This is a genomic window from Parabacteroides massiliensis (assembly GCF_900155425.1).
Classification (GTDB): domain Bacteria; phylum Bacteroidota; class Bacteroidia; order Bacteroidales; family Tannerellaceae; genus Parabacteroides; species Parabacteroides massiliensis.
In genome coordinates, this window is the sequence record NZ_LT700189.1 from 171526 (window position 1) to 196795 (window position 25270).

The 25270-nt window shown below is 55.4% G+C and carries 24 protein-coding genes and 3 pseudogenes; 22 read left to right on the top strand and 5 right to left on the bottom strand.

Features of this window, described 5'->3' with window-relative positions:
* The first annotated feature begins 21 nt into the window (after positions 1-21).
* From BQ9893_RS00750 to BQ9893_RS21530, 13 genes and pseudogenes are all read left to right on the top strand, one after another.
* A complete protein-coding gene (locus tag BQ9893_RS00750) occupies positions 22-306 on the top strand; it encodes a hypothetical protein (RefSeq protein WP_075964295.1) in 285 nt (94 codons plus the stop codon).
* Positions 299-1174 carry an RteC domain-containing protein gene (locus BQ9893_RS00755; RefSeq protein WP_244155020.1) on the top strand — a complete coding sequence of 292 codons (876 nt, stop codon included), beginning with the start codon at positions 299-301 and terminating at the stop codon, positions 1172-1174. Before BQ9893_RS00750 ends, BQ9893_RS00755 begins: the two co-directional genes overlap by 8 nt.
* A gap of 51 nt (positions 1175-1225) precedes the next feature.
* Positions 1226-1672 (top strand): PepSY-like domain-containing protein, encoded by a 447-nt coding sequence (locus BQ9893_RS00760; RefSeq protein ID WP_081415333.1) that lies wholly within the window; start codon positions 1226-1228, stop codon positions 1670-1672.
* A gap of 94 nt (positions 1673-1766) precedes the next feature.
* The gene (locus BQ9893_RS00765; RefSeq protein ID WP_244155021.1) at positions 1767-2120 is read left to right on the top strand and encodes a hypothetical protein; all 354 of its coding nucleotides are present in this window, start codon (positions 1767-1769) and stop codon (positions 2118-2120) included.
* Positions 2121-2647: 527 nt separating this feature from the next.
* Positions 2648-3409, top strand: coding sequence for a hypothetical protein (locus tag BQ9893_RS00770; RefSeq protein ID WP_139322546.1), 762 nt, complete (start codon positions 2648-2650; stop codon positions 3407-3409).
* A 186-nt stretch (positions 3410-3595) separates the two neighbouring features.
* Positions 3596-6004, top strand: coding sequence for a hybrid sensor histidine kinase/response regulator (locus BQ9893_RS00775; RefSeq protein ID WP_075965344.1), 2409 nt, complete (start codon positions 3596-3598; stop codon positions 6002-6004).
* Positions 6001-7284, top strand: coding sequence for a sigma-54-dependent transcriptional regulator (locus tag BQ9893_RS00780; RefSeq protein WP_075964298.1), 1284 nt, complete (start codon positions 6001-6003; stop codon positions 7282-7284). Before BQ9893_RS00775 ends, BQ9893_RS00780 begins: the two co-directional genes overlap by 4 nt.
* A 292-nt stretch (positions 7285-7576) precedes the next feature.
* Positions 7577-8206 (top strand): RteC domain-containing protein, encoded by a 630-nt coding sequence (locus BQ9893_RS00785; RefSeq protein WP_075964299.1) that lies wholly within the window; start codon positions 7577-7579, stop codon positions 8204-8206.
* Between the two features lie 177 nt (positions 8207-8383).
* Positions 8384-8788, top strand: a pseudogene (gene mobA / locus BQ9893_RS21855) (conjugal transfer protein MobA); the annotation flags it as partial.
* 89 nt (positions 8789-8877) lie between these two features.
* Positions 8878-10005: a conjugal transfer protein MobB gene (gene mobB, locus BQ9893_RS00795; RefSeq protein ID WP_075964301.1), complete on the top strand. Its 1128-nt coding sequence runs from the start codon at positions 8878-8880 to the stop codon at positions 10003-10005.
* Between the two features lie 36 nt (positions 10006-10041).
* Positions 10042-12054: pseudogene (gene mobC, locus BQ9893_RS00805) on the top strand (conjugal transfer protein MobC).
* A gap of 36 nt (positions 12055-12090) precedes the next feature.
* A pseudogene (locus BQ9893_RS00815) lies at positions 12091-12834 on the top strand (DNA adenine methylase).
* On the top strand, positions 12835-12996 hold the full coding sequence (locus tag BQ9893_RS21530; protein ID WP_167369816.1) for a hypothetical protein: 162 nt from the start codon (positions 12835-12837) through the stop codon (positions 12994-12996).
* A gap of 158 nt (positions 12997-13154) precedes the next feature.
* Here BQ9893_RS21530 and BQ9893_RS00820 read toward each other — a convergent pair whose 3' ends face one another.
* Genes BQ9893_RS00820 through BQ9893_RS00825 form a run of 3 tightly spaced genes read right to left on the bottom strand, consistent with a single transcriptional unit; the run spans position 13155 to position 14412 of the window.
* Positions 13155-13838, bottom strand: a complete 684-nt coding sequence (locus BQ9893_RS00820; RefSeq protein ID WP_075964304.1) for a toprim domain-containing protein — start codon at positions 13836-13838, stop codon at positions 13155-13157.
* Positions 13839-13898: 60 nt separating this feature from the next.
* The gene (locus BQ9893_RS21535; protein WP_167369817.1) at positions 13899-14057 is read right to left on the bottom strand and encodes a hypothetical protein; all 159 of its coding nucleotides are present in this window, start codon (positions 14055-14057) and stop codon (positions 13899-13901) included.
* Positions 14058-14076: 19 nt separating this feature from the next.
* Positions 14077-14412, bottom strand: a complete 336-nt coding sequence (locus BQ9893_RS00825; RefSeq protein WP_075965345.1) for a M23 family metallopeptidase — start codon at positions 14410-14412, stop codon at positions 14077-14079.
* A gap of 322 nt (positions 14413-14734) precedes the next feature.
* Here BQ9893_RS00825 and BQ9893_RS00830 point away from each other — a divergent pair, with 322 nt between their 5' ends.
* From BQ9893_RS00830 to BQ9893_RS00870, 9 genes are all read left to right on the top strand, one after another.
* Positions 14735-15823 (top strand): DUF4099 domain-containing protein, encoded by a 1089-nt coding sequence (locus BQ9893_RS00830; RefSeq protein WP_075964305.1) that lies wholly within the window; start codon positions 14735-14737, stop codon positions 15821-15823.
* 4 nt (positions 15824-15827) lie between these two features.
* Entirely contained in the window at positions 15828-17264 is a 1437-nt protein-coding gene (locus BQ9893_RS00835) for a DUF6047 family protein (protein ID WP_075964306.1), read from the top strand.
* A 5-nt stretch (positions 17265-17269) separates the two neighbouring features.
* Positions 17270-18082: a DUF6047 family protein gene (locus tag BQ9893_RS00840; RefSeq protein ID WP_075964307.1), complete on the top strand. Its 813-nt coding sequence runs from the start codon at positions 17270-17272 to the stop codon at positions 18080-18082.
* Positions 18083-18100: 18 nt separating this feature from the next.
* The gene (locus tag BQ9893_RS00845) at positions 18101-19054 is read left to right on the top strand and encodes a DUF6047 family protein (protein ID WP_225739829.1); all 954 of its coding nucleotides are present in this window, start codon (positions 18101-18103) and stop codon (positions 19052-19054) included.
* Between the two features lie 68 nt (positions 19055-19122).
* On the top strand, positions 19123-20172 hold the full coding sequence (locus BQ9893_RS00850) for a DUF6047 family protein (protein WP_244050732.1): 1050 nt from the start codon (positions 19123-19125) through the stop codon (positions 20170-20172).
* A 1-nt stretch (position 20173) separates the two neighbouring features.
* Complete coding sequence (locus BQ9893_RS00855; RefSeq protein WP_075964310.1) at positions 20174-21385, top strand: DUF6047 family protein; 1212 nt, start codon at positions 20174-20176, stop codon at positions 21383-21385.
* 13 nt (positions 21386-21398) lie between these two features.
* Entirely contained in the window at positions 21399-22283 is an 885-nt protein-coding gene (locus BQ9893_RS00860; protein ID WP_075964311.1) for a phospholipase D-like domain-containing protein, read from the top strand.
* A 30-nt stretch (positions 22284-22313) separates the two neighbouring features.
* Entirely contained in the window at positions 22314-22427 is a 114-nt protein-coding gene (locus BQ9893_RS00865; protein ID WP_075964312.1) for a DNA topoisomerase III, read from the top strand.
* A 54-nt stretch (positions 22428-22481) separates the two neighbouring features.
* Positions 22482-24386 (top strand): DNA topoisomerase, encoded by a 1905-nt coding sequence (locus BQ9893_RS00870; RefSeq protein WP_075964313.1) that lies wholly within the window; start codon positions 22482-22484, stop codon positions 24384-24386.
* Between the two features lie 65 nt (positions 24387-24451).
* On the opposite strand, the gene BQ9893_RS21540 is transcribed toward BQ9893_RS00870, so the two are convergent.
* Together BQ9893_RS21540 and BQ9893_RS00875 are read right to left on the bottom strand one after the other, a co-directional pair.
* Entirely contained in the window at positions 24452-24610 is a 159-nt protein-coding gene (locus tag BQ9893_RS21540; protein WP_167369818.1) for a hypothetical protein, read from the bottom strand.
* Positions 24611-24701: 91 nt separating this feature from the next.
* The gene (locus BQ9893_RS00875) at positions 24702-25037 is read right to left on the bottom strand and encodes a dihydrofolate reductase family protein (RefSeq protein ID WP_244050370.1); all 336 of its coding nucleotides are present in this window, start codon (positions 25035-25037) and stop codon (positions 24702-24704) included.
* Between the last annotated feature and the right edge of the window lie 233 nt (positions 25038-25270).

The window sequence follows — 25270 nt, forward strand, 5'->3', positions numbered from 1 at the left end:
TTTCAATAAAATTGAATACAGATGGAAACAACGAAGATATTGGAGACAGAAAAAGAAAACAAGGATGCCGTCCACCTCTATTGGAACGAAGCGGACGAGACTTGGAACGCCTACGGCAAATCGGCGGAGAACGCCCTACGCATCAACCTGGAACTCCGTGCGCTGACGGACAAGATGAATTTGGACGGCACAGAGGTGACACACCTGAAAGTGACCACCGAACAGTTCGAGCGGTACGGCCTTGCCGACTACTGCGTGGCGGTGGACGACGAGAGATTGAAACTGAAGATACCCGTGCATGGCTGAACGAACGGACATGAAGGACTTCGCCGCAAGGCTTGAGGAAGAGGCGGAAAAGAAGGTGGAGAAGATAGAGGCCGGAGACCTGAACATGATCAAGAAATCATTCGAAGCCTCGTTGGTGCTCGCGGACGCTTTCCTGCAACTGAAAGCCTTCATCGCGGACTATACTTTCCGTGACGAGGCAGAGGAAATCGAGTTCTTCAAGACGGTCAAACCCCGAATCTGCCACCGGCTCATCTACTACCGCAAGATATACAACATCGAGATGAACCGTCCCGTAGGCAACAAGTCGCAGCGAAGCTACCTGATAGACGAGATACGGGGCATCAACCGTTACAACGAGAAACGTTCGGACTTCGTGCGTTACTACCGCTCCGGACTGACCCACTTGGACGCACTCTATTACCTGCGGGGTAACCTTGACACGGCACTCTACTTGGAGTCGTTCCATCACGAGCGTGATCCGTCTTTCTCGACCAACTGTGACTTCATGGCGGCACGGCTTCTCGCCAACGAGCGGCTGATCCGCTACCTGACGAAAGAATTGGAGGTGTTCGAGCTGCGGCAAGCCGAAGAATCTTTGCTGAAGGTGTGCCTGACGTGGAAAGCGACGAAGACGGAACTGACCGAACTACTATTTGCATTGGACAGTCGCAAGGCATTCGGGGATGTCCCGTTGACAAGGCTGTCGGAGTATGTGCAGAGGGCATTCAACATCGAGTTGGACAAGAACCTGTCCCGGACATTCGGCGACCTGCGCATCCGCAATCGGCAGACGCCTTTCCTTGACAGCCTGAAGGCCGCACTGCTCAGGCGGATGAACCGCCCGCTGAACAACCGCCCCGGAGGGCGGAACAAAAAGACGCTTTGAGAAGGATAAGAATTGAATAATAACAAACAGAAACCTAAATAGAAAAGGACAATGAAACAGGTATTTATCAAACCTCTGTTGCTGCTGCTCGTGATACTGGCAGGGGCATCCTGCGACAAGGACGAGAAGGAAATCGGCTACGACGCGCTGCCCCAAAAGGCGCGGCAGTTCATCGCGCAGTATTTCCCCGGTGCGGAATGCACCCGTGCGGTGCGTGACAAGGACGATGGAACGACCGAATATGAGGCATGGCTCTCGGACGGAGCGGAACTGGAGTTCGACGAACAGGGCGAGTGGACGAGCGTGGACTGCAAGTTCTCCGCGCTGCCGGACGGCATCCTGCCGGAATCCATCGCGACGGACATCACCGCCCGTTACCCCGATGCCGTACCTTACAAGGTGGAGAAACAACCGGGCGGTTACGAGATAGACATCCCCGGCTGGGAACTGTACTACAACTATCAAGGCACGTTCATCCGCGCCGAGAGAGACCTGTAAAACTGCATGAAACACCAATAACTAAAGAGCTATGATCATCTATGACAGCAAAATCGCCCGTCTGCTGCAAGGCCGGCTGAATCCCTACGATTACGTGACCCTGCCTCTGGTTACCCTGACTGCCCTCCCTTATGGCGAGAAAGGCATTTGGGAAGAGATGGAGATGAGCATCCACCGCCGGCAATACACGGAATGTTTTTGTGTGTCCCTGCTGCCGTCCCTGCTTTTGGGCTGGCAGGTATGCTGGGGATTTGCCGCCCTGCCGCTGTTCGCTTACTACCTCCTTTACTGGGCTGAACGCTTGGCTGTCGGCCATTCAGCGTTTGATTACGAGGCAGAAAAAGAGAGCGAGGAAGTAAGCTACTTCGTGGTGCGCAAACATTTCGCTTGGCGCAAGTGGTATTGGAAAAAGGAGCTGCCGGCCATCGACCGAAGCTGGTTCTGCTAAAGGAACAGGACTGGCTCCTATACAGCTACTACAAGCGTGGGCTGCTGTCTGTTTAAGTTGTGTTCGGGCATCCTGGGGCCTTCTTTATGATTAAACGAGATGCAGCCCACCGCTTCCTTTTATCACATTCCTCTGGGCGGAAAAGGAAAGCGTGGAAGTAAAAAAGGAAAAAGTGCAATTTAGACATATATACGAAGAGTTACGATGAAGAAAACGGAATGCGTCCTTGTGAAAGGTCGCCAGATGTCCGCCGAAGGGTAGCAATGCCCGTAGGACACAGTTTTTTTGAATTTTTAGGAAAGTTCAATCCCCAAAAGGGATTGGATTTATTAAGTGGGAAACCACTTTTTTACATGGGAAAACAAGGCCCGCACTTGTGAAAGCCCGGAGCTTGTACTTTAGCATGGCAGCCTGCCAGCTTTACCCCGGCAGGCATGCCATGGAGATATTTTTTCGAAGTTAGTTCACTTCGCATCGGCGGATGCGGTACAAGTGAATGAAATTAAAATGTATGGAAGCTTCCACCTGTGACAGTCCGAAGCTTCCGTTTTTTATATGAACAGAATAAATTCAAAAACAAGAATAATATGGCAACATTAAAATTGAACAAATTCATACTTTTGCCGGGTAGAGCGCTGGCCGCCCTCGTGCGTTGTGGCTTCCCGGTAAGTGCGGGGATCGTGATGAAAACGTTTTCCCCCGATACGGGCCGCATATTTTACGAGAATGAAGTGAGTGACTATTTGCTGCACAAATTCTCTGAAATCGTGAGGTGGTACGAGGACTGCCCCTGCCCGACAGGCCGCCTCACGGCAGGCTCGCCGGTATGGGTGTTCCTTTCCGGCAAGGAACCCGAAAAGGACGATGCCCTCCTAAAGTCAGTACGCAAGGAGATAGACAACCGCCCCGTACGCGTGATCACCCGTGAAGATTTCCGGAGACGTATGTGCCTTCCCGGTCAACTCATCAGCCGGCTCGACCGCGTGGATGACGACATGCTCTCCGAGTTCCTGTGTCACACCCTGCTTTCCAAGCAGGACGGCACGTATGTGGACTCTCGCAGATGGGAAAGCGCCCAAAAGGGTGATCCCGTGCACGGCTTCATATCCGACATGCTGGCGGCGTGCCTCTCCGCCCGCCTGCCCATCGTGGACGGTGACCTGCCCGGCATCCTCACGCGGATGGCAAGACACCATATCCCGAGTGTCAGGGCGAAGCTGAGAGAACAGGACAGGATGATCCTGCAAGCCTGTCCCTCGCTGAATGAATATCAGCATGCAATGAAGTAGAAAATGCGTAGCTTATAAATGCAGACGAAATATAAAAACAAGCTGCGAACGTTATTCTTCTTAACTTAAAATGTTGGAACGCCAATATCAAATATTTTATGCTTTTGCTGGTTATTTTATCTGTGTAATTTGTGGATATTATATAGAAGTATGTATTTATAAATAAAAATCATGAACAATGGTATAATATGGTTGAAGTTAAAAATATCGTTCGGTTATGCCATCTTGGTTCTGTTGTCCGCATTCATTGTCTATCAGTTCCGTCAGGAACAAATGCAAAGACACATGCTACGTAAGAAGGAGAAAGAGCTGGTGGCGATACACCGTCTGGCTGAAAGAATCTACATCGACCTGCTGGACCTTTCCACCCATGCCGAGATTGCCGTCACATGGGATGATGACGACCTCGGGGAATACAGCCGCAAACGCCACGGGGTCTGCGACAGCCTGCAACTTCTGAAAGAATATGTCCATACCCCGTTACAAAAAAGCCATATCGACTCGTTGTGCCTTCTTCTTTGGAACAAGGAACTCCTTTTATCCAAGGCGGTACATACCTTCAAGGAACTGCAGGACATAGGTGGCATTGTACAAGAAAGCATTCCTGCCATTGTCTTGACAGCCCGGAAACAGGCTGCACGGCAAAAGGAAAATACGGCTTCTCCGGAAGCCGGTGCGGGAGATGTACCCAAAAAGAAAAGGAGTTTCCGGGATATCTTCCGTAGAAAAGAAAACAAATCCGCTTACCTGCAACAGAGGGAAGAGGCTGAACGTAAACGGCAATCCCTGTCCGTTCCCTCTTCAACCGGGACGACAACACGCATGCTCCGCTCCCTGAATGAAAGGGTCACCCGGGAACAGGCTGAAAGGCGGGCCAGGCTGCTGGCACAGATGGACAGCCTGTATGCCGGCAGTATGGAGTTGAACGGGAGGATGAACAATATGATCTCCGAATTTGAGCGGAAAAACAACGAACGTTTTACCGCACGCTACAGGGCCTTTGTCCTTGAACGGGACAATTCCTACCATATGGTGGCCGGCCTTGCCCTGTCCGTCTCCCTTCTGGCGATCATGCTGTATACCGTCATACACCGGGACCTGAACCGCCGTCTCCAATACGAGAGGGAGCTTGAACAGTCCGACAGGCGGAACAGGGAACTGCTCCGCTCACGCAAGGAGCTGATGGCCTCGGTTGCTCACGACCTGCGCGCCCCGCTGGCGGCCGTCAAAGGCTGCGCGGAACTGTTACCCTCGGAAAGCGACGTCAGCCGCAGGAGTGGCTATCTGGACAACATCCTGCACTCGGCCGATTACATGCTCGGCCTGGTAAACACGCTGATGGAATACCACCGGATGGATGAAGGCGAAGTTCGCTCCAATGACACGCTCTTTAGCCTAAAAGCCCTGTTCGAGGAAATAGCGGACAGTCATCGACTTATCGCCAGACAGAAGGACCTGGCGTTCACCGTATCCCTCTCAGGCTTGGACGTCGTCGTCTGCTGTGACAGCTCGCATATCCGGCAGATAGCCGGCAACCTGCTGTCCAATGCCCTGAAGTTCACACCCCACGGGGAGGTGCGCCTTGAGGCGGAATACTTGTATGGGGAACTTAGCATCTCTGTCCGGGATACCGGCGTGGGAATGAGCGCTGAGGAGAAAGAACGGATATTCGGGGCGTTTGAAAGGCTGGACAACGCGCGTAATATTCCAGGGTTCGGACTGGGGCTGGCGATCACGGCTCGGCTCGTGTCTGAAATGCGGGGCCGTGTAGAGGTAAAGAGCGCTCCCGGTGAAGGCAGCCGCTTCTCCGTTTTCCTTCCCGTACCACCGGCCGGACAGTCCGCCCCTCTGGAAGAGAAGGTGTTTCCGGCCTGTGAATTGCTCGGTGGCACCCGTGTGCTGGTCATGGATGACGACCGTATCCAGCAGGGGATCACCCGGGAGATGCTCTCCCGCAGCCGGATTCACTGTGACTGCTGCACGGATGTCCGGGAACTGATGGACTGCCTGAAAAGTCAGGAGTACGACCTTCTGCTGACCGACATACAGATGCCCGGTGCGGACGGCTTCTCGATCCTTGAACTGCTGAGGGGATCAAACATCCCCCGGGCAAGGGAGATTCCGGCCATAGCCGTCACGGCACATTCCGACAGGGAAGAGGAATACCTCTTCGCAGGTTTCGCCGGATGTATCCATAAGCCTTTCTCCGCGGAAGGGCTGGTGACCGCCATCATGCGGGTCATAAAAGGGAACGGGAAAGAGTGGAGGCCGGACTTCTCCCTCCTGCTTGCCGGAGAGGACAACCGGCAGGAAATGCTGGGGCTGTTTGTCAGTGAAAGCCGCAAGGACATCGAAAGGCTGTCGGCCGCCGTGAAAGAAAAGGACAGCCGGGAAATCATTTCCATCCTCCACAGGAGCCTGCCACTGTGGGAGACGGTGCGTCTGAACTATCCGGTAGCGGACCTGTGGGTGCTGGTCAAATCCGACGCGGGCCAATGGGAGGAAGAGGAATATGTGAAAATAGAAAAAATAATCGGTGCCGTCAGGGAACTGATATCCTATGCGGAACTGATGCAGAAAGAGGGAAAGGAATGAAAACGATACTGATTTTGGAAGATGACGTGATTTTCAGCCGCAGCATCGGCAACTGGCTGAAGAAGAAAGGGATGGCGACCGAACATGCCGCGACGCTGTCGGCTGCCCGCAAGGCCCTTTCCGCAAGGGAGTTCGACCTTGTCCTTGCAGACCTCCGCCTGCCGGACGGGAACAGCACCTCCCTGCTGGAATGGATGAACGAGAGGTTCTACGCCACCCCGTTCCTTATCATGACCAACTACGGGCAGGTGGAGAACGCGGTGGAAGCCATGCAGCTGGGGGCGGTCAATTACCTGTGCAAGCCTGTCCAGCCGGACAGGCTGCTGGAAGCCATCGGGAAGATATTCAGCCGTCCCCGACATGACGGGAACGAATTCTATCGCGGGGAGAGTGCCAAAGCGCGGGAAATGTACCAGCTAGTGGGGCTGGTGGCACGTTCCGACATTTCCGTGCTCATTCGGGGAGCCTCCGGTACGGGGAAGGAGCATATCGCCCGCGAGCTGCATGAACAAAGCCACCGTAGGGACAAGCCCTTCGTCCCGGTGGACTGCGGGACCATCACGGGTGACCTTGCCAAATCCGAATTTTTCGGACACCGCAAGGGGACGTTCACCGGTGCCTACGGTGACAGGTACGGGCTGTTTCAAGTGGCTGACGGGGGCACGCTGTTCCTTGACGAGATCGGCAACCTTTCCCCCGAGACACAGATGCTCCTGCTACGTGCCCTGCAGGAAAGACGCTACAAGCCCGTCGGCTCCACCCAGGAATACACCTTTGACGTCCGTCTGGTGGCCGCCACGAACGAGAACCTGGAGAGGGCGATATCCGAAGGACGTTTCCGGGAGGACCTGTTCCACCGCCTGAACGAGTTCACCATCAATGTCCCCCCTCTCTCGGAATGCGGGGAGGACATCCTTCCGCTGGCGGAGTTCTTCGTGAAGCATTTTTCAGAAAAGCACCGTAAGCCCGTACGCGGGTTCAACAGCCTGGCCGCGGCCTCATTGCAGAAATATCCCTGGCCCGGTAATATACGCGAGCTGAGAAACTGCATCCAACGTGCCGTCCTGCTCTCTGCCGACGGATGGATCTCACCGGAGGAACTGAATCTGGACCTCGCCGTCGGACGGGAGGAAACCGCCCCCATTCCGGAGGAAAAGGAAAAACAGCTGCTTCTCAGGACCCTTGAAGAGGCGGAGGGCAACCGTGCCCGTGCAGCCAGGATACTCGGCATCAGCCGGACTTCCCTGTACGAGAAACTGAGAAAATATCGGATTATATGAGCGGGCCGTTGTACAATACGGGCCAGCTCCGTGAGTCTCCTTCCGGAACCACAGCGAAATGAGAGTGTCATACAAGCGGCCGGACATGGTTTACATAAAATGTACATCCGCCTTACAGTTATTGTAAAGCGGTGTACATTTCTTTTTTTGAGCCTGTTTTCAACTGATATTTTTATCATGCTGAATATCTGACTATTAACAAGAAAATGCAATAGGCATCCACCGGATGGCATCATATTCGCCTTTAATATTCTGTCGTAAGGCATGAATTGTTAAACTAAAGTTTGAGCATATGAAAACATCAACAACACACCGCCTGCTGAACCATCTCCAAGAAGCCGTCCTGGAAGGAAAAAATGCTATGGAAAACGTATTGTCATCCGCCTACGATGAATTTTCAGACCATCTGGCCTCCCTGGCGGAAAGCGGGCTTCCCATCCCCAAGAGGCTGCGCCGCCTACGCCACATGGAGACGGAACTGGACGCCTATATGAATATGGCCGGAAGCAGGGTTGACAGCCGGACACATATCTATCTGATGAAGGCATCCGGCCTTGTCAGGACGGAGATAGAACTGTTGCATTTCGCGCTTCGGTATCCCGAATGCCGCGATACCGTTCCCGATACCGACAAGGGACGGACAGGCCTGTTCTCCCTTCGTTGGAAAGGTTCCTTGGTGAACCTGATGGAACTGATCGCCTCACTGCACTACCTGGGAGTGATAACAGACGGCAACGGCAACCGCCAGTCATTCGCCTCCCTGGTGGCGGCATTCGAGGAGTTCCTGCATATCCGAATCCCCAAGCCCTACGATTTGCGTGCGGACCTTGCCAGACGTAAGAAAACCCTCTCAGTACTGCTCCCAAAACTCCGGGAAGCCTTTGAAAAGAACATCATAAACTGCGGGATCGGGAACGGATGACAGGGAGGAAAATCCCCTGTCATGAATAGTCATCTCCTGTCACGAATAGTCACCTTCCGAAATTAGGCCGGTATACGAATTATCATTTACTTTGCCTCCGGTAAAAACATCAATAATATGGCTAAGATCAAACAGGCGTACAAGAAAGAGAAAACGGCCGTCTCCCGGACATGAAGAGGGGGCCGCAGTCCGAAGGAATCCTCCGAGCTTCATTCCTTTTACTACGGATTCCGTCTGAACGAGCTCCAGAACATCGAGTTCGAGCGGCTCTATGAGAATTCCGGTGCCGTAACCAAGTCGCAGTTCATCCTGTCGGCCATTTTCGACAAGCCGATGAAAGTGGTGAAAATCGACAAGGTTGCCACGGACTATTACATCAAGCTCACCAACCTGCAGAGCGAGTACCGCCGCGTCGGGGTGAACTACAACCAGGTTGTCAAGGCGGTCCACAGCGGGGAACTGACCGAAAAGAAAGCCCTCGCCCTGCTTTACAAGCTGGAACAGCTGACCGTGGAGCTCGTATCGTTAAACAAGGAAATCATCCGTCTTACCAAAGAGTTCGAACAATGGTTGCAAAGATAACATCCGGTGCCGCCATTTACGGGGCGCTGTATTACAATCAGGAAAAAGTGGAGAAAGGGAAAGCGCGGACACTGGCATGAAACCGCGTGATGGAGACACCGGAGGGAAAGGTCGGCATCTCCGAATGCATGCGCAGCTTCGAACCTTACCTTGCCATGAACCGCCGGACGGAAAAGCCGGTGATCCATCTCTCGCTCAATCCCCATCCCGATGACGTGCTCTCCGACGAACAGCTGGAAGCTATCGGGCGGGAATACATGGACAGGCTCGGATATGGCGACCAGCCTTACATTATCTTCCGCCATGACGACAACGCGCGTCCTCACATCCACATTGTCTCCCTGCGTATTGATGAACAGGGAAGAAAGCTGAGGGATTACAAGGAATGGGAGCGTTCGACGGACATCTGCCGGGAGCTGGAAAGGAAATACGGCCTGCTGCAGTCACGCGGGGAGGAATACAGGATTTCCCGGCCGATGACCGCGGTGGACCACACGAAAGGCGATCTGAAACACCAGATTGCGGGTGTGGTAAAACCGGCCGTACAGAATTACCGCTTCCAGTCGTTCAAGGAGTTCAGGGCACTGCTCGGACTTTTCAACGTGACCGTGGAGGAAGTGCATAAGGTCGTGGACGGGAAACGTTGCGACGGCCTGGTCTATGCGGCGACCGACGGGAATGGAAAACGTACCGGGGTCGGAATCAAATCCAGCGATATCGGGAAAAGCGTGGGATACCGTGCCCTCCAAAAGAGGTTCTCACAAAGCAGGGCATGGATGAAAAAGCATCCCCTGCCGGAAAAGACAAGGGAAAACATCCGTACGGCACTCTGCCGGGATACCCGTGAAGGATTCCTGCACGAGCTGGCAGGCAAAGGCATCGTGCCCGTACTCTGGGAGAACGGGGCGGGCGTGATCTACGGCGTGACCTATATAGACCATAATACCAGGGCGGTCTTCAAGGGATCGGCGCTCGGCAAGGAGTTCTCCGCTTCGGTTATCAACCGGAAATACGGCACGCCCCCGCCCGTCCCCGACAGGCCGGCTCCCGGACAGGAACCACCCGTAAATACGGACACAAGGGAGACGGGGCTTGCGGAAGGCCTACTGGATATCTTCTCCATGGAATCCTGTCCCTACCCGGCTGAGGACATTCCCCGGAATATTTATGGAAAGAAGAAAAAGAGGAAGGGGCGGAAAGGCCCGCGGATCAACTAACGAAGTATTCACGTATAACAACCAATCATAACCCATATGGCACAAGAAGATTCCAGAGGGCTCGGCAAGACCATCGACTTCATGCGGGCGGTCAGCATCCTGCTTCTCGTGATGAACATCTATTATTTCTGCTATCCGTTCTTCCATGCCGCCGGTTGTACCAACGGCATGGTGGACAGGATACTGCTGAACTTCCAGCGTGACACCGGACTGTTCACCGGCTCCCCCGTGACCAAATGCTTCAGCCTGATGTTCCTTTTCTTCTCCTCGATGGGAGCCAAAGGGCGGAGGGTCCCGGAGATGACATGAAGGCGTATCGGCTGCTACCTGGCAGCCGGGCTGCTCCTCTATTGGGGAAGCGAGCTTTTCCTCACCGCCGGCTGGAGTGTCCCGCTCACCACCCTTGCGTATGTGTCCGCCCTTGCCGCCGGGTACATCTGCCTGCTCACCGCAGGCATGTGGATCGGGCGTCTTTTAAAGGAACACCTGATGGATGACGTCTTCAATGAGGAGAACGAGTCCTTCATGCAGGAGACCCGCCTGATCACCAATGAATACTCGGTGAACCTGCCCACACGGTTCTATTACAAGAAGAAATGGCACAATGGGTGGATCAACGTCGTATTGCCCCAAAGGGGCTGCATGGTGGTCGGTTCGCCGGGCAGCGGGAAGAGCTACTGTGTCATCAACCAGTTCATCAAGCAGCAGATAGAGAAAGGCTATGCGCTTTACTGCTATGATTTCAAGTTCCCGGACCTGAGCCTTATCGTCTATAACCATCTGCTCAAGAACAAGGACAAGTACAAGGCGAACGTCCAGTTCTACGTGATCAATTTCGACGATCCGCGGCACAGCCACCGCTGCAACCCTATCAACCCAGCATTCATGTCCGACATCGCCGACGCCTATGAGTCAGCCTATGTAATAATGTTAAATTTAAATAAAACCTGGATACAGAAACAGGGTGACTTCTTCGTGGAGAGTCCGATCGTATTGTTCGCCGCCATCATATGGTATCTTAAAATCTACGAGAACGGGAAGTACTGTACCTTTCCCCATGCCATCGAGCTGCTGAACAAGCCCTACTCGGACATCTTCACCATCTTGACCTCGTACAGGGAGCTGGAGAACTACCTCTCGCCTTTCATGGACGCCTGGAAAGGCGGGGCGATGGAGCAGCTCCAGGGCCAGATCGCAAGTGCCAAGATCCCGCTCTCACGCATGATCAGCCCCTCGCTCTACTGGATTATGAGCGGGGACGACTTCACACTGGACATCAATAACCCGGACGCCCCCAAGGTCTTGTGCGTGGGCAACAACCCGGACCGGCAGAACATCTATTCGGCGGCCCTTGGGCTGTACAACGCCCGTATCGTCAAGATGGTGAACCGTAAGGGAAAGCTCAAGTGCTCCATCCTGGTGGACGAGGTCCCGACGATCTATTTCAAAGGGCTCGACACCCTGATAGCCACGGCCCGCAGCAACAAGGTGGCCGTCTGCCTGGGCGCGCAGGATTTCAGCCAGCTGGTACGCGACTACGGTGAAAAGGAGGCGCGCGTCATCCAGAACACCGTCGGCAATGTCTTTGCCGGGCAAGTGTTGGGGGAAACGGCCAAGAACCTTTCGGAACGGTTCGGGAAGGTGCTCCAGCAGCGCAAGTCCGTCAACATGACCCGTGAGGACACATCGACCAGCATCAGCACCCAGCTGGACTCGCTGATACCGGCCTCGAAAATATCCAACCTCTCCCAAGGCATGTTCGTGGGAAGCGTCTGCGACAGCTTCCAAGAGAAGATGGAGCAGAAAATCTTCCACTGCGAGATCGTTGTGGACAACGCGAGGGTGGCGGCAGAGACGAAAGCCTACAAACCGATCCCCGTGATTACGGACTTTACCGGCAGGGACGGCAAGGACCATATGCGGGAAGAGATAGAGCGTAACTACTACCGCATCAAGGAGGAGGTGGGCGGGATCATCCAAAAGGAGCTCCGCCGCATAGGGAATGACCCGGACCTGAAACATCTGCTGGAAACGGAAGATGACGGGTAACAATAGTTTTAACCATTCATTTTAATTTATCGAATCATGGAAAAGAAGAAAAACAGTGCGGGCTGTCTGCCCGGCAAACCCTGCTTCCCTTGGGTGGGAGGCAAGAGAAGACTGCTTCCGGTACTGATCCAGTCACTGCCGGAAAATATCACGGAAATGGAAACCTATGTGGAACCCTTTGTCGGGGGAGGCGCCCTGTTCTTCTGACTGAGACAGACCTATCCGCATATCCGTTGCGTGATCAACGACTCGAACGAGAGCCTGGTGAATGTCTACCGTGTCATACGCGACACGCCGGAAGAACTGGTCGGACTGCTTGCCGGCATCCAGGGTGAATACCACGCCCTTCAGGGACGTACAGAGAGAAGGGACTATTTCATGGAAAAGCGCAGGGTCTTCAACGAAGAGCACCCGGATGGTATCACACGTGCCGCCCTTTTCATTTTCTTCATGCGCACCTGCTATAACGGCATCTATTCGGTCAACCGCAAGGGCAGGCTCTCGGTAACCTTCGGTACGGGCAGCCGCGCCAGGATACTGGAGGAGGAACTGATCCGCTTCAACCACAAGCTGCTGCAGGGCGTCGTCATCCTGGACGGGGACTACCGCCAGACGGAAAAATACGCGGGAGAGAAATCGTTCTTTTATTTCGACCCGCCCTACAAACCCGTCAATGAGGCCGGTGCCTGTACCTCCTACATGCCGGACGACTTCGATGACGACTGCCAGATAGAACTGGCCGGATTCTGCAAGGACTTGGGAGAGAAAGGAAGCAAATGAATGCTCTCCAACTCCGATCCCCGTCAGAAGAACCCGGAGAACACCTTCTTCGACGACCTGTACGCCGGCTTCCATATCCAGCGGCTGAGCATCTTCCGCTCGGTTTGTTCCATAGCCGAGAAGAGGGAGACGGTCAACGAACTGCTGATCCGTAACTATTAAAGCCGGATATTCTTGATTGTATAAAGGAGCTGTCCAAAACGTCAGCTCCTTATTCATTTACTTACAGTCTGTAAGTATCCCCGAAAATATCATTCAATAAATTTGAGATTATTACTTTTTCTATCAGGGACAACAGCTTACAGCTGCCTTCCTCTTTTTCAACCCTCCCGGGTCTTTGCCTTCTGTCGCACCGACATCCACCCCGACCGGACTCTTTCCTGCAGGAACTCGTTCAAATCCTTGTGTGGCAGATAGTGTACGGCCTTGTCAGTTACTTTTTCGCACAGCCTTCCGATCTCCTCCACCGCCTTTCTGCCGGTTTCATCATTATCCAGGAAGCAACAGACCTGTCCGTAACTTTTAAGGATATCCACGGCTTTGGGCAGGTTGGCCACAGAATTGAGCACCACGCAGTCCGGCACGGCTTGCCCTTCCTTCAAGGCCAGGTACGAGAGATAGTCCATGAACCCCTCGAAAACCAGCACCGATGACTGCCGTCTATCCACTGCATTATGGCTGACATGCGTGATATCCTTGGGAGAGACCGCTCCTTTGAAGTACGGGTTACGTATCTCAATCCCCCCTTTCCTGTTTTTGAAACCGACCGCGAAATACCATTTGCCGCGCATGCGGTAATGTACCTCCACGCATTCCCTTGAGGCGATATCGGATGGAATACCCCTTGTCCCGAGATAATCCAGCAGGACGGTGTTCTTAAGAGGTGAGACGCGCAGTTCCTCAAAGGCCGATGCCACAGTCCGTCCTTTCGCAGGAGAAGGAACCGGCCTGAACGCCGGAAAATCGCTCCCGATCCTCTGCAATACGGTCGGGATATCCGTCACCCCGTACAGCTTTTGTGCCAGGTCGATGATACTGCCTCCGGTCCCCTCCCCGAAATCATGTCACAGGTTCAAGGAAAGGCTGACCTTGAATGACGGGGTACGCTCCTGCCTGAAAGGCGAAAGGTACCATACACTGTCCCCCTGTCTTCTGACAGGCGAGAATCCCGCCCGCCCGAGGAAATCCTCCAGCGGAATCTTCTTTACTTCCTCGATGTTCATCGCTTGCTTGTTTTACAGGTTATTTAAAAGGCGGCCATGAGAGCGGGTCCAGCGAGATGCCGTCCTTCCTTAATTCAAAATGCAGGTGGTTGCCGCTCGCCACTCCCGTATGCCCGACATTCCCGATATGCTGCCCGATACGGACATGAGTGCCCGTCCTTACATGCAGCCTGTCCATATGCGCGTACAGTGTCGAGTATCCTCCCGCATGCCGGACATGTACGAACCAGCCGTAACTCCGGCTGTAGCGTGCTTCGGCAACCCTGCCGTTACCCGCACTGTACACCGGAGTGCCATAAGGCGCGGCCAGGTCCACCCCCTGGTGGAACAGTCTCCTTCCCTTTACCGGATGCATCCTCATACCGAACGTGGACGAGACCCTGAAACGGGTGTATCTTCTGTCAAGGGGGAAAAGCACGGGATAATCCGTCAGGAGAATGAGGCTACGTCGGGACCTTCAAGGAACCGTTCACTTTACATCAGTACCGGTGAAATGTCCCTTTAACAATTCACCCTTGTTTCCGCCAGCCGTACCGTCCCCCCTCACACAGGAGGAGACTGACAAAAGGTGACAATACATGACTATCAATGACAACTTTCTCATAATCAGAATATTTTAAGACGAAGATAGTAATTTTATCTCCCGAAACGATTTATCCACTTTAAAATTAACAGTTATGGAAGAAGTAAAACCGACTGCTACAGGCAGCGAAAACGCCACCCAGGAACAGGGTTACCTGATGGCTTACGACAAGAAGGAACAGAAGGCGAAAGGTGTCAAGGGCATCGCGGCAAACGGAGAGCTGGAGACGCTCGAGGCCAATGAAACGAACAAGGACCAGTTTATCCGCGTGGACCGACATGGGAATTTCTTCACCAACTTCGGAAAGAACTTCATGTACCAGTACAACCATCCGACACGCTATGCGCTGTACCGGATGGAAGAGAAGACCCCGGTGGAGGAAGCCAAGCGTAGGATCGAGCAGGCACAGCTCCCCGAAAACGAGTCCTTAAGACGCGAGCTCTCCCGGGATAACCGGATCTACAACAACCACCTTTTCAACGAGCGCGAGATCAACTGGCAGCAGGCCGAGCGTTACGGGCTCACCCCGGACGTGCTCAGACAGACGGGCGACATGGAAAGGCTGTTGCAGGGCAGACAGTCCGGCATAGCCTATGACATCTCCATGAACACCGAGCTGGGACGCCAGAAGGGGGATGCCAAGCTCTCGCTCTTCCGCGACGAGAATGGCCTGGCCAAATTCGACCTGCACTTTATCCGCCAGGCTCCCAAGGTGGGACAGGAATACCGGGGATACAAGCTGGAGGAGGACGTGCTGGACGCCTTGAACCGGACGGGCAATGCCGGAAGGCTGGTAGACCTGGTCGTCGACTTCCGCAGTAAGGAGACGAAACCGTGCTACCTTTCAAAAGACCCGGTTACCAACGAGATGTTCTTCCTCCCGGCGGACCAGGCCCGCTGCCCCAAGAAAATCAAGGATTATACGCTCTCGCAGCAGGAGTACGCCGACTACACGGCCGGCAAGGAGGTCCCCATCGAGTTCAAGTCCTCAAACGGGAAAATCCTGCGGACCTCCATCCAGATGAGCGCCGCCGAACGCGGGACCGAGTTCCTGTGGGAAAGAAGCACGAAGAAGCCGGAGAACAGACAGGGGCAGGAACAGAAGGGCGGCTCACCGGAGAAAACGCAGAAGCCTGAAAAGAGGACCTATGCGCGCAAATCAAAGATAACCCCGAAAATGTAACGGCATGGCATCCATAAAAGACAACATGGAACAACTGGAGGAGCTGTTCAGGCAGGACGGCGGAGGGTACCTGCTCATCGGGTACGAAACCGGCATGGACAAGCCCCATGCCGCGATTTCCTACCAGCTTTACCCTGTCAATCCGGATCAGGACGGCATGACCTACCAGTTCCTCAGCCTGCTGCATGTCGGGATGGAGACCGCCCGAATATCGGCTTTCGTCCCCGATACCCGCCTGGAGATCTACCGCTTCCCCTGTATGTCCGATGTCCCTTCCATATCCCGGGACATCCCCGTGAAGGAATACATCACAGGCAAACTGCTGCCCCATATCCAAAGGTGCGGCCTGGAACCGGTGGTGAGCGTCAACCTGCGTGACGCGGTGTTCATGAGGTCTGTCCTGAAACGGTCCATGGAACCGGGCGGACGGCTGCGGCTGACAGCCGCAGAGCTCGACCGCCTGGTGAATTTCCGCCGGCAGCAGGACGAGAAGGCGCGGCTATACGGCTATGAGCCCGCCTACAGGCTGCCCCTGCATATCGTGGAAACATCAAGGGGTATACTTGTTTTCAGTGACGGGCCGACGGGTCGGAAAGGGCTGAAGGAGTTCTACCAACACCTGGCGGACAACTACTGGTGGATACACAGCGAACCGGGACCGGTCAAACAATATGACATGCATTCCGTTCCGGCAAGCCTGGCCCCGCTGATTGACGCCTCCTGCAGAAAAGATCCCGATATCGGAAGATACGTGTACGAGTTCACGGACTCCCCGGTACGGGCGGACCTGCCCGATGAAAGAAAACTGGAGCCGGTCTTCTTTACCGACATGACACCCTCCGCTGAAGGATACCGCAACCTCACGGAGTTTTCCGGATGCGGGATGAGCGGGTGCAACGCGGATATCTACCGGTTGCTCTCCCTTACCCGCCACTTCGACCGGCAGCTCATCCTTGACCCCGCCTTTTCCTACCGGCACCAGTTCCGGGAGTTCGTGGAACGCATGGACAGCTTTCTCCGGGGAAATCCCGGCGGCGATGACATGGGAAAGATACTGGACGACATGCACGGCAAGGCGGGGCGTATCCTGAAAACGGATTTCGACGTAAGGGGGCACCGCACCCTGGAACGGCTCCTGAATGACCGCAGCGTGCCGTTCCTCATCGGGGAACACGAGGCCGATGACACTTTGAGAAGGGCGCTGCTCGAAGGGAGATGGATTTACTTCCCCGGACTGTCGGCAAAAATGCCCGGACTCCGTTACATCCATGCCGATAAGACCTGCGACCGGGTCATGGCCTATAAGAATCCTCCAGGGCTCAAACCTGTATACCAGGTCAAGGACGGCAAGATCGTCCCTTATGAGGCGGGGGCAGTAAAAACGGATAAAACGCGGGCAAAGAGAAACGGGAAGAGGAACGGAAACTATTTAAAGTTATAGACATCATGGAGCAGACCTACACAGCGATAGAGACCTTGGGCGGCTTCCTTGCCTTTACCGACACGGCGGAAGGCAGGAGAAAGCTGCGGCAGTTCCTGCAACAGACGGCCGACGCCTATTTCAATCCGGCATTCAATTCCGGAGCGTTAAGTGTCTACAGGGCCGAAGGGGAACTTGGCAACCGCCCCTGGGTCAACCCGGGGAGGATGTGGTCGGACGAGTACCCCTATGGCCCGAAGCCTCATGGCGACCAGATGGAACTCCTCTACAGAGGTGAGATGAGACCCACTGCGGAGGACTTCCGCAGTTTCTGCCATAATGCGGGCTGTGAGATAAGTGCCCGCAACGTCAATATCACGGACACCCTGGATGCCCTGGAGCGTTATGACCGCCGGGTGGAGGAGTTACAACGGATACCCGCAAAATCTGCCCGCGACAGGGAGGAATTACTGCAGACCCTCGAGACCAGGAGGCAGCTGCAGAAACTGATGGACTCCGCCTATGATGTCCGAGGACACCGGACGGCCGGGAGAATACTGGACGACCCGGCGGAGCGCGTCATCCTGGAAGGAGTCCCGCTCTACGGACCTCACAGGAGCGTACTGAAAGAGGGCCTCGGGCTGTATCTGCCGCACGAAAGCGGGAACAACCCCTCGCATGCCTACGCGTGGGTGGACCAAGCTACGGACCGGATCATCTTCGGCGGCAACCCGCCTGTGGACCGGAAAACCGTCAGGATCAGACCGGAGGTCGAGAAGAGGCTGTACAGCCCGCCAGGAAAAACACGTAAAAGGATCGGGACACGTCCCAAAATGTAAAATAAGAAACATATGACAATGGAAAAAAGCAACAGGACCGCACCCTTGAAAGTGGTGCTCCGAAATCACGGTTACCTGCTGTTCTCCGGCAACAAGGCCGGTGAGGAGGCCCTCAGGGGATATCTCCAGCGTGCCGCTGACAGGTACTTCGAACCGCATGCCCATGACGGGGCGCTGGAGATCTACGAGTACTCCGGGCGGCGCAGGGAGCTGATGCACCATATCAACGGCGGCGGACATGGCATGTCCTGCCGGGAAGGGACGGGAAAGGCGGAATACATTCCACTGAAGGCCCTCCCCGCCTGGTTTGTCGACAGCCTCGAGCCAAGGCTCTACCATGCGATGAACCCGACAGCCGACGAATACCGGGGGCTGTTCTCCAAAGTGAAGGGATATACGGGTTTTGAACTCTCCTCCAGAGCGGAGAACGAGGACATATACCGCCTGCTATCGATCAGGGAGCGCGGCTACATGAATATCCATGACCGGCCGTTCACCTATTACAGGGAACTGCTTCCCCTGGCCGAACGGCTCGAAGAGGTGACGCAGGTGAAAGCCGCCGAGCTGTTTGACCCGCAGGCTTTCAGGAAACTTTCATCCGAGATAAGGAAAAAGGCGGACGATATCCTCCGCCGGGACTTTGACGTAAGGGGGCACCGGTCACTGGAGAAATACCTCAGTAATCCCGACACCGCCCTGCTCGTGGGAAACGTGAAGCTGGAGAACGAGCAGTTCAGGGTGCTCTCCGAAGGCCACGCCCTGTACCTTCCGGAGAATGACCGCCCCGCCTCACGGCACCTGCTCTACTGCATGGCGGATTTCATACAGCACAAATTACTGGTATCCGGTGAACCGTTCCCTGTCAGGACCTACCGGGTAAAGGACGGCATCCGTCATCCGGCAGGGCAGTGTGAGGAGTTACCAGAGAAAAGGAAAAGGACCGGACGGAAGCCTTCCGGCAGAAAATTATAAATTAAAACAGTACCACCATGTATATCGGATTCATATTGAACGGCAGGAACAACCTGGAATACTGCCGGATGCTGTCTTCTGACGCAAATGACCTGGACCGCCGGTTCGGGGAGTTCTGCTTCAGCCAGGTCAGGAAACAGCTGAAAGGGGCCTACCTGCCCGAGGAAAGGATCTACTGCATCGAGGCCGCCGATGGGGATAAGAACCGGGTGGAATCCCTTGTGCGGGATATAATCGACAGAGGCGCGTGGCCCTCCGACGACTACCAGAGGCTGCGGGATATCGGATTTGTCCATGAGACGGCCGACTCCTACAGGAGGACCGACAGCCGGGACTTTATTGTCGGCGAGCTTGAACGGACACTCCACAACGGGAGGGCGGGCAGGCTGCTGGAAGCCTACCACGACTTCCACCGGAGCCGCGAGAAGGATACCGGCAACCGTGTACTCACGGCTATACAGACCGGACAGGGCGTGCTGCTCTTCGATGACACAGGCCGGGGACTGGAGCGGGCGGAGAGCTATCTCCAGTATAATGCGGACAACTTCTTCAGCCCGATACACCGGAATACCGACAAACTGGGCGTCTATTATTTCAGCACGGACAACGCAAGGCTGGTGGAAAAGGCGCGGGAGTGTGGCAGTATGTTCACCCCTGATGACCGGTGCCGTTTCATCCCCGCCAGGGCGGAATTCCTCCGGGCGGACATCCTGCGGGGATGCAAGCCTGCCGTGGAGTGCGACATGTCCCCCGACCTCGCCCGATACCGGGAGATGCTGAAGACATTCAAGCTCAGGGAAAGTGAGACACCCTTCAACATCGGCATACTGGACAGGCTGTGCAGGACGGGAAATCTTGACGAGATGCCGGAAAACAGGAACTTCAGGCATTTCTGCAGCTTTTCCTCCCTGCACTCGCAGATGAACCATTCCTTCCTCTCCTCACAGGCGGACACGCTGCTCGGGAGCTCCATGAGACAAGCCGTCAGCGATACGGCACGGCGCATCCTGCAGAACGAATACGACGTGCGGGGATATGAATTGCCCACCCCGGATACGAGGCGCAGGCGGGAAAAGAAGCCGGAAAAGACAGGTAAAAAAACTAAAATAGGAAGATAATATGGCCTCGTGGTTGGAAAAGCTGGGACTGCAAAGAACGCGTCCCCCAAAAGAAGAGCTGAAGGACTTCTGTCTGGAACTGTGTCCGGACAACCGGATAGCCTCCTTCATGATAACGGACCATACGCCCCGAAGCGGGAACCCCTTCATCCGGTTTGTCAAGGAAGCGGCCCGTAAAGCCGTACTTGAGGAAGCCCGGGGTGTCCCCGACAACCTGTTGCTCTTCTATGCCGGCATCCGGAAAGAGGAGCTGCCCCCTGTCAGCGGACTGCAGGAGAAGGAACCCAGGCAGGCATGGCGTTTCATCATCGAAAACGGCGGGATCACGGACGGCAACTCCGTCCCGCTGAGACGGGCCGCCTACTTGGAGGCACACGGTGTGGAAACGGACCGCAGGAACCTGGAAGGGCTGGAACACTCGCCAGGCTACAAAGACTTCGTGGCATACGAGACCGCACGGGAACGTATCCTTCAAGGAAGGAGCGCCCGGTTCCTCGTGACCGCCGTAAAGACGGACCAAGGCGTCAGGGTGTTCAACAGGGGGCTGCACGGCCCGCGCCACCTGCACGAGTACCTGCAGGAAATAGCCGACAATTTCTACTCCCCCTGTGGAAAGGGACCGGGGACATTGTCCATATTCCGCATCGAGACCTCGTCAAAACGGCTGATGGAGATGTCCCGGCAGCCCGGACGGAGCTTCCCCGCCTCCCAGCCCGGACTGGAAGTGTTCGGAAGTTACCGTCCGGTAGCCTCCTTCGACCTCTCGCCCACGGCGGCCAACCTCGACAGGTTCGTTACGGCCGGCTCCCTGGAACTTTCCAGACGCAACCTGGATATCATGACATTGCAGGACATCGCGGAAAAGGGATACGCCCACCTGGCGCTGGAGGAGCCGTTCCGTTACAGGAGGGAGTTCGCCTCCGTGGAAAAAGAACTCGGAAGGCTATCCAGGGAAAAGGAGCTCCATCCGGACTTTCCCCTCGGGGAGAGGATGGCGGAGCTCCGGGAGACTTCCAGGAAGATCGCCGCCGCCCTGTTGGCAAGGGAGGGAGTCCGGACAGGAATGCCACGGTCGGAAACAAGGTATGCCGACAGGATATCACGCATGCTGGAGAGTCCGGCGGATATCCCGGGGGCGGCCGATACCGGCAAAAAGAGAAAACAACCCTCTTCCAAACGGAAACATGCCGAAGGAAGACAAGTAAAACTGTAAACTGCAAGCATATATGGCAACCAACAAACCACTTACCTCGGAAGAGGCCGTCGACATGGGCCGCCGCGCTGTCGGCCGACGGGCATTGATGCGGACACTGAGGGACATCTTCTCGTACCGTAACCCGCTGCGGCAGTTCATGGACGCCTACCGCTTCAACGTCATCCGCTGGAGCGCGTCCAACCTCAGGGAACCGACCCTCGGAAAACGTGTCAGGCTGTTCCTCGGCACCAGAAACCCGCTGCGGATTCTCCGCGACAACTTCCGGCAGAACCGCGCGGACCTGACAGCGGACTGGGAAAGGGCGGTCATCGGCCGTATCAACCTCTCGCTGGAAGAGCTGGGGAGCATCCCGCTGCATTCCAGGCCCCGTGACCTTGCCAAAAGGCTGGACCGTGTCGGGAGGATGATAAACCGGATGACCGGCTATGAGCATTGTCCCAGCCTGCTCACGGAGAGGCTGCTGCTCTCCACCTACAGGTATATATTCATGGCTCCCCATGACAGGCGGTTCGGCGCCCTCTGCCCGGACGGGATCTGCGGGATGCTGCGGCAGAACGGCGTGCCGCCGGAGAGCCTGTATTACCAGAACTACGAAAGCCTGCTGCAAGGAAGGGAGACGGTCATCTACGAGTTCACCTCTGGCGGGAAAGGGCTACAATATCTGCGTCCCTTGGAACACGTGAGGCTGGATGCCGGCCCGGGCGGGTATGACATGCTTCCCGCCCGCCGGCCCGACAGCCCGAAGGCCCCTTCCGTTCCCCATGGGACGGAAGATGCCGTACCGCTCTCCGAAAAGGCGGAAAAAAACGGAAGGGGTACCGTAAAGGAGAAAAGAACGGTCCGGAACGCAAAAGTCAAAAAGACAAAGGCCAACAACAAAGGCATGAGCATGTAACCAATTATTCACCTGATAAAGACAAAAATTATGAGAATCGTACTTACAGACAAGCCAGTCATGGCAAGGAGTATCGCCTCCGTACTGGGCGCCAACGAAAAGGCGGAAGGATATCTTTACGGCAACGGGTATGCCGTCACATGAACTTACGGCCACCTGCTGGCACAGGCACCGCCGTCCGCTTACGGGCCCGCCCGTGTGGAACGGCAGGCGCTTCCCCTCATTCCGGTCCCGTTCCGCCTCGTTGTCAGACAAGTCAGGACGGAGGAAGGGTATGTCACCGACCCGGTAGCCATCCGGCAGCTGGAAGTGCTCCGCGGGTTGCTCGAAAACGCCGACGCTCTGGTCATAGCCACGGACGCGGGGCGTGAAGGAGAACTGGTCAGCCGGTATCTCCTGGACTATCTCGGTTACCGTAAACCGGCCCTGCGCCTGTGGATATCCTCCCTGACGGAAAAGGCCATCCTGAATGGTTTCAAAAATCTGAGAGAGGACGGTGACTTCGACAACCTCGCCCTGGCGGCGAGGGCACGCAGGGAAGCGGACTGGATATTGGGCGTGAACGCGAGCATCGCCCTGGGGATAGCCGCCGGCATGGGCAACCACTCGCTCGGACGGGTGCAGACACCCACGCTGGCACTGGTCTGCCGCCGTTATCTTGAGAACAGGGATTTTGTGCCCGTGAGCTTTTACCATCTGCGGACCGGAGTCTGCAAGGACGGGCAGAAAGTTCTTTTCACGCGTCCTCTCCGGTATGAAAGGAAAGAGGATGCGGAAAAAGCCCGGGCCGGACTGGAGGGCGAAAGCCGCTGTACGGTCCTTGCCGTGGAAAAGAAAGAGAATATGGAGGAGCCGCCTCTGCCGCATGACCTGACCGGCCTGCAGCGGGAAGCCAATACACGCCTGGGCATGGCAGCCGGACAGACCCTCGCCGTCGTCCAAAGGCTCTACGAGAGAGGATACGTCTCATATCCGAGAACCGGATGCCGCCACATTCCGGAAGATATATTCGAGCAGGCACCCACACTCGTCGCCTCCCTTAAAGGACATCCCCGGTTCGGAAGGCACGCAGAAAGGCTGCTCGAGAAAGGGCTGAACCCTCATGCGGTGGACGGGAACAGCGTAACGGAACACCATGCCCTTCTCATCACGGGAGAGGTACCCGAAGGGCTCTCCCCGGACGAGCAGAACATCTACTCCTTGATCGCCGGGAGGATGCTGGAAGCATTTTCCGAAGGATGTGTCAGGGAGGTTGTACGTGTCAGGGCCGATTACGGCGGAATGGAATTCGAGGCCGAAACCTCATGTGTGAAGTATCCGGGATGGCGGGACATTTATAACGGACCGGACATGGCGGAAGAAAGCACCCCCTTGCCACAGTTCCATCAGGGAGAGACACTGGCGGTATTGGAAACAGAAATACTGGAAGACAGTACAAAGCCGCTGCCACCATTCACGGAAGCCGGACTGCTGGCTGCCATGGAAAACGCCGACGGTACGGCGGACGGTGAAAGCAAAAAGAAAATAACGGAGAGGTGCGGGCTCGGGACACCGGGCACCCGTGCGGGAATCATCGACCTGCTGGTGGCCCGCCGGTACGTAGAGCGTATCGGAAACCGTCTCATCCCTACGGAGAAGGGGCTGGAGATATACGGTATCGTAGGAGACAAGCTGATCGCCGATGCGGCTATGACGGCAGCCTGGGAAGAGGCACTGCGTGAAATCGAGGAAGGAAGGCTCAGTGCCGGGAAGTTCATGAAGGGTATCCATGAGTATGCACGGAAAATCGTATCGGAACTGCTCGCCCTGCAGGTCAGGAACCCGGGCGTGACAAGGTGCGCCTGCCCGAAATGTGGAACAGGAACAGTGACACTCTACGACAGGGTGGCCAAATGCGGAGATCCCGACTGCGCGTTCCATCTTCCGCGCATGTTCAACGGACGGGAGATGACAGACGAAGAGATGACACGGCTGATGGCATGGGAAGCTACCCCCTTCCTGAAATTTACCACCAAGGCGGGAAAACCCTATGAGGCGTCGCTCAGAATGGACGAGAATTACAAGGTGGAGCTTACATTCAAGGACAGCATGCGGGAGCTGTAACAGGACCGATACTGCAAGGGAAATGTCCCGGTCTGCTCTTTTCGGAGACTGGCCGGGATTTTCCGTTAATCAGGGTGTATGGAAAGTCCGTATATCATTACAACCGTCTCGGGCGTTACCACCTGATGTGTACCGACGGTAGCTCCCACCAAGTGAATGTCGGGGTTCCTTTCCCGAAGTGACGGAACGGAAAATGCCAGCGGCCCGCTTACGGAAAAGTTCATTGCCGATAGTTCAAGGAGTTGTTGTCCGCAAGGAGGTGGACAAGCCGGGGCTCAGGGTACGCTATGAGGAAGCTCCTGCCGCAATCACCATTCAATATCCTGTATGTAAATAATCCAGACGGCAGACACCCGTATCGAAATGTCTGCTTCCGATCAATTTCCAGACGGAAGGCGCAAGAGCGTCTCCGAACAGTCTGATACCACCCTGCAGTCTCGGGGAAAGGTAGATCACCATCTCGTCCACCATCCAGAACCTGAGCAGGCTGTCAACAAGCGGGAGTGTGTCAGGACTGGCCTCGACAAGGGCGATACCGTCCCCTTCCTCTTTCCATCGGGAAAGCGAGACGAAAGATACCGGTTCCTCAAGGTGCCGTACCGCCTTCTTCCTGATCCGGGTGATACCGTATTTGTCCGCAGAATCCTGCAACGCGGAGAGGGACTACCGCTCCAACAGGCAGCCGTCAAGGGAGAGAAAGGCCATAAGCTGAATCTTTGCCATAAGCTGAATGTTTAATGATACCGTCTATTTCGCAGGCAAAATCCATAAAAAAACGTGGACTTGCCCAGCCTAAAAGTGGAGCTCTGGTAAAGCTAAGAATAAAGGCTGTGCAAGCCACGCTATGACAATGCATAGCATAGCCTTACACAGAAGTCCTTTAT

What these genes read in the sequence shown, in the direction of transcription:
- BQ9893_RS00855 (WP_075964310.1), top strand. Translation starts at nt 20,174, where the DNA reads ATGGCCTCGTGGTTGGAAAAGCTGGGACTGCAAAGAACGCGTCCCCCA.
- BQ9893_RS00750 (WP_075964295.1), top strand. Translation starts at nt 22, where the DNA reads ATGGAAACAACGAAGATATTGGAGACAGAAAAAGAAAACAAGGATGCC.
- BQ9893_RS21540 (WP_167369818.1), bottom strand. Translation starts at nt 24,610, where the DNA reads ATGAACTTTTCCGTAAGCGGGCCGCTGGCATTTTCCGTTCCGTCACTT.
- BQ9893_RS00780 (WP_075964298.1), top strand. Translation starts at nt 6,001, where the DNA reads ATGAAAACGATACTGATTTTGGAAGATGACGTGATTTTCAGCCGCAGC.
- BQ9893_RS21530 (WP_167369816.1), top strand. Translation starts at nt 12,835, where the DNA reads ATGCTCTCCAACTCCGATCCCCGTCAGAAGAACCCGGAGAACACCTTC.
- BQ9893_RS00760 (WP_081415333.1), top strand. Translation starts at nt 1,226, where the DNA reads ATGAAACAGGTATTTATCAAACCTCTGTTGCTGCTGCTCGTGATACTG.
- BQ9893_RS00865 (WP_075964312.1), top strand. Translation starts at nt 22,314, where the DNA reads ATGAGAATCGTACTTACAGACAAGCCAGTCATGGCAAGGAGTATCGCC.
- BQ9893_RS00755 (WP_244155020.1), top strand. Translation starts at nt 299, where the DNA reads ATGGCTGAACGAACGGACATGAAGGACTTCGCCGCAAGGCTTGAGGAA.
- BQ9893_RS00830 (WP_075964305.1), top strand. Translation starts at nt 14,735, where the DNA reads ATGGAAGAAGTAAAACCGACTGCTACAGGCAGCGAAAACGCCACCCAG.
- BQ9893_RS00850 (WP_244050732.1), top strand. Translation starts at nt 19,123, where the DNA reads ATGCTGTCTTCTGACGCAAATGACCTGGACCGCCGGTTCGGGGAGTTC.
- mobB (WP_075964301.1), top strand. Translation starts at nt 8,878, where the DNA reads ATGGAGACACCGGAGGGAAAGGTCGGCATCTCCGAATGCATGCGCAGC.
- BQ9893_RS00825 (WP_075965345.1), bottom strand. Translation starts at nt 14,412, where the DNA reads ATGCATCCGGTAAAGGGAAGGAGACTGTTCCACCAGGGGGTGGACCTG.
- BQ9893_RS21535 (WP_167369817.1), bottom strand. Translation starts at nt 14,057, where the DNA reads ATGAACATCGAGGAAGTAAAGAAGATTCCGCTGGAGGATTTCCTCGGG.
- BQ9893_RS00785 (WP_075964299.1), top strand. Translation starts at nt 7,577, where the DNA reads ATGAAAACATCAACAACACACCGCCTGCTGAACCATCTCCAAGAAGCC.
- BQ9893_RS00840 (WP_075964307.1), top strand. Translation starts at nt 17,270, where the DNA reads ATGGAGCAGACCTACACAGCGATAGAGACCTTGGGCGGCTTCCTTGCC.
- BQ9893_RS00835 (WP_075964306.1), top strand. Translation starts at nt 15,828, where the DNA reads ATGGCATCCATAAAAGACAACATGGAACAACTGGAGGAGCTGTTCAGG.
- BQ9893_RS00845 (WP_225739829.1), top strand. Translation starts at nt 18,101, where the DNA reads ATGGAAAAAAGCAACAGGACCGCACCCTTGAAAGTGGTGCTCCGAAAT.
- BQ9893_RS00860 (WP_075964311.1), top strand. Translation starts at nt 21,399, where the DNA reads ATGGCAACCAACAAACCACTTACCTCGGAAGAGGCCGTCGACATGGGC.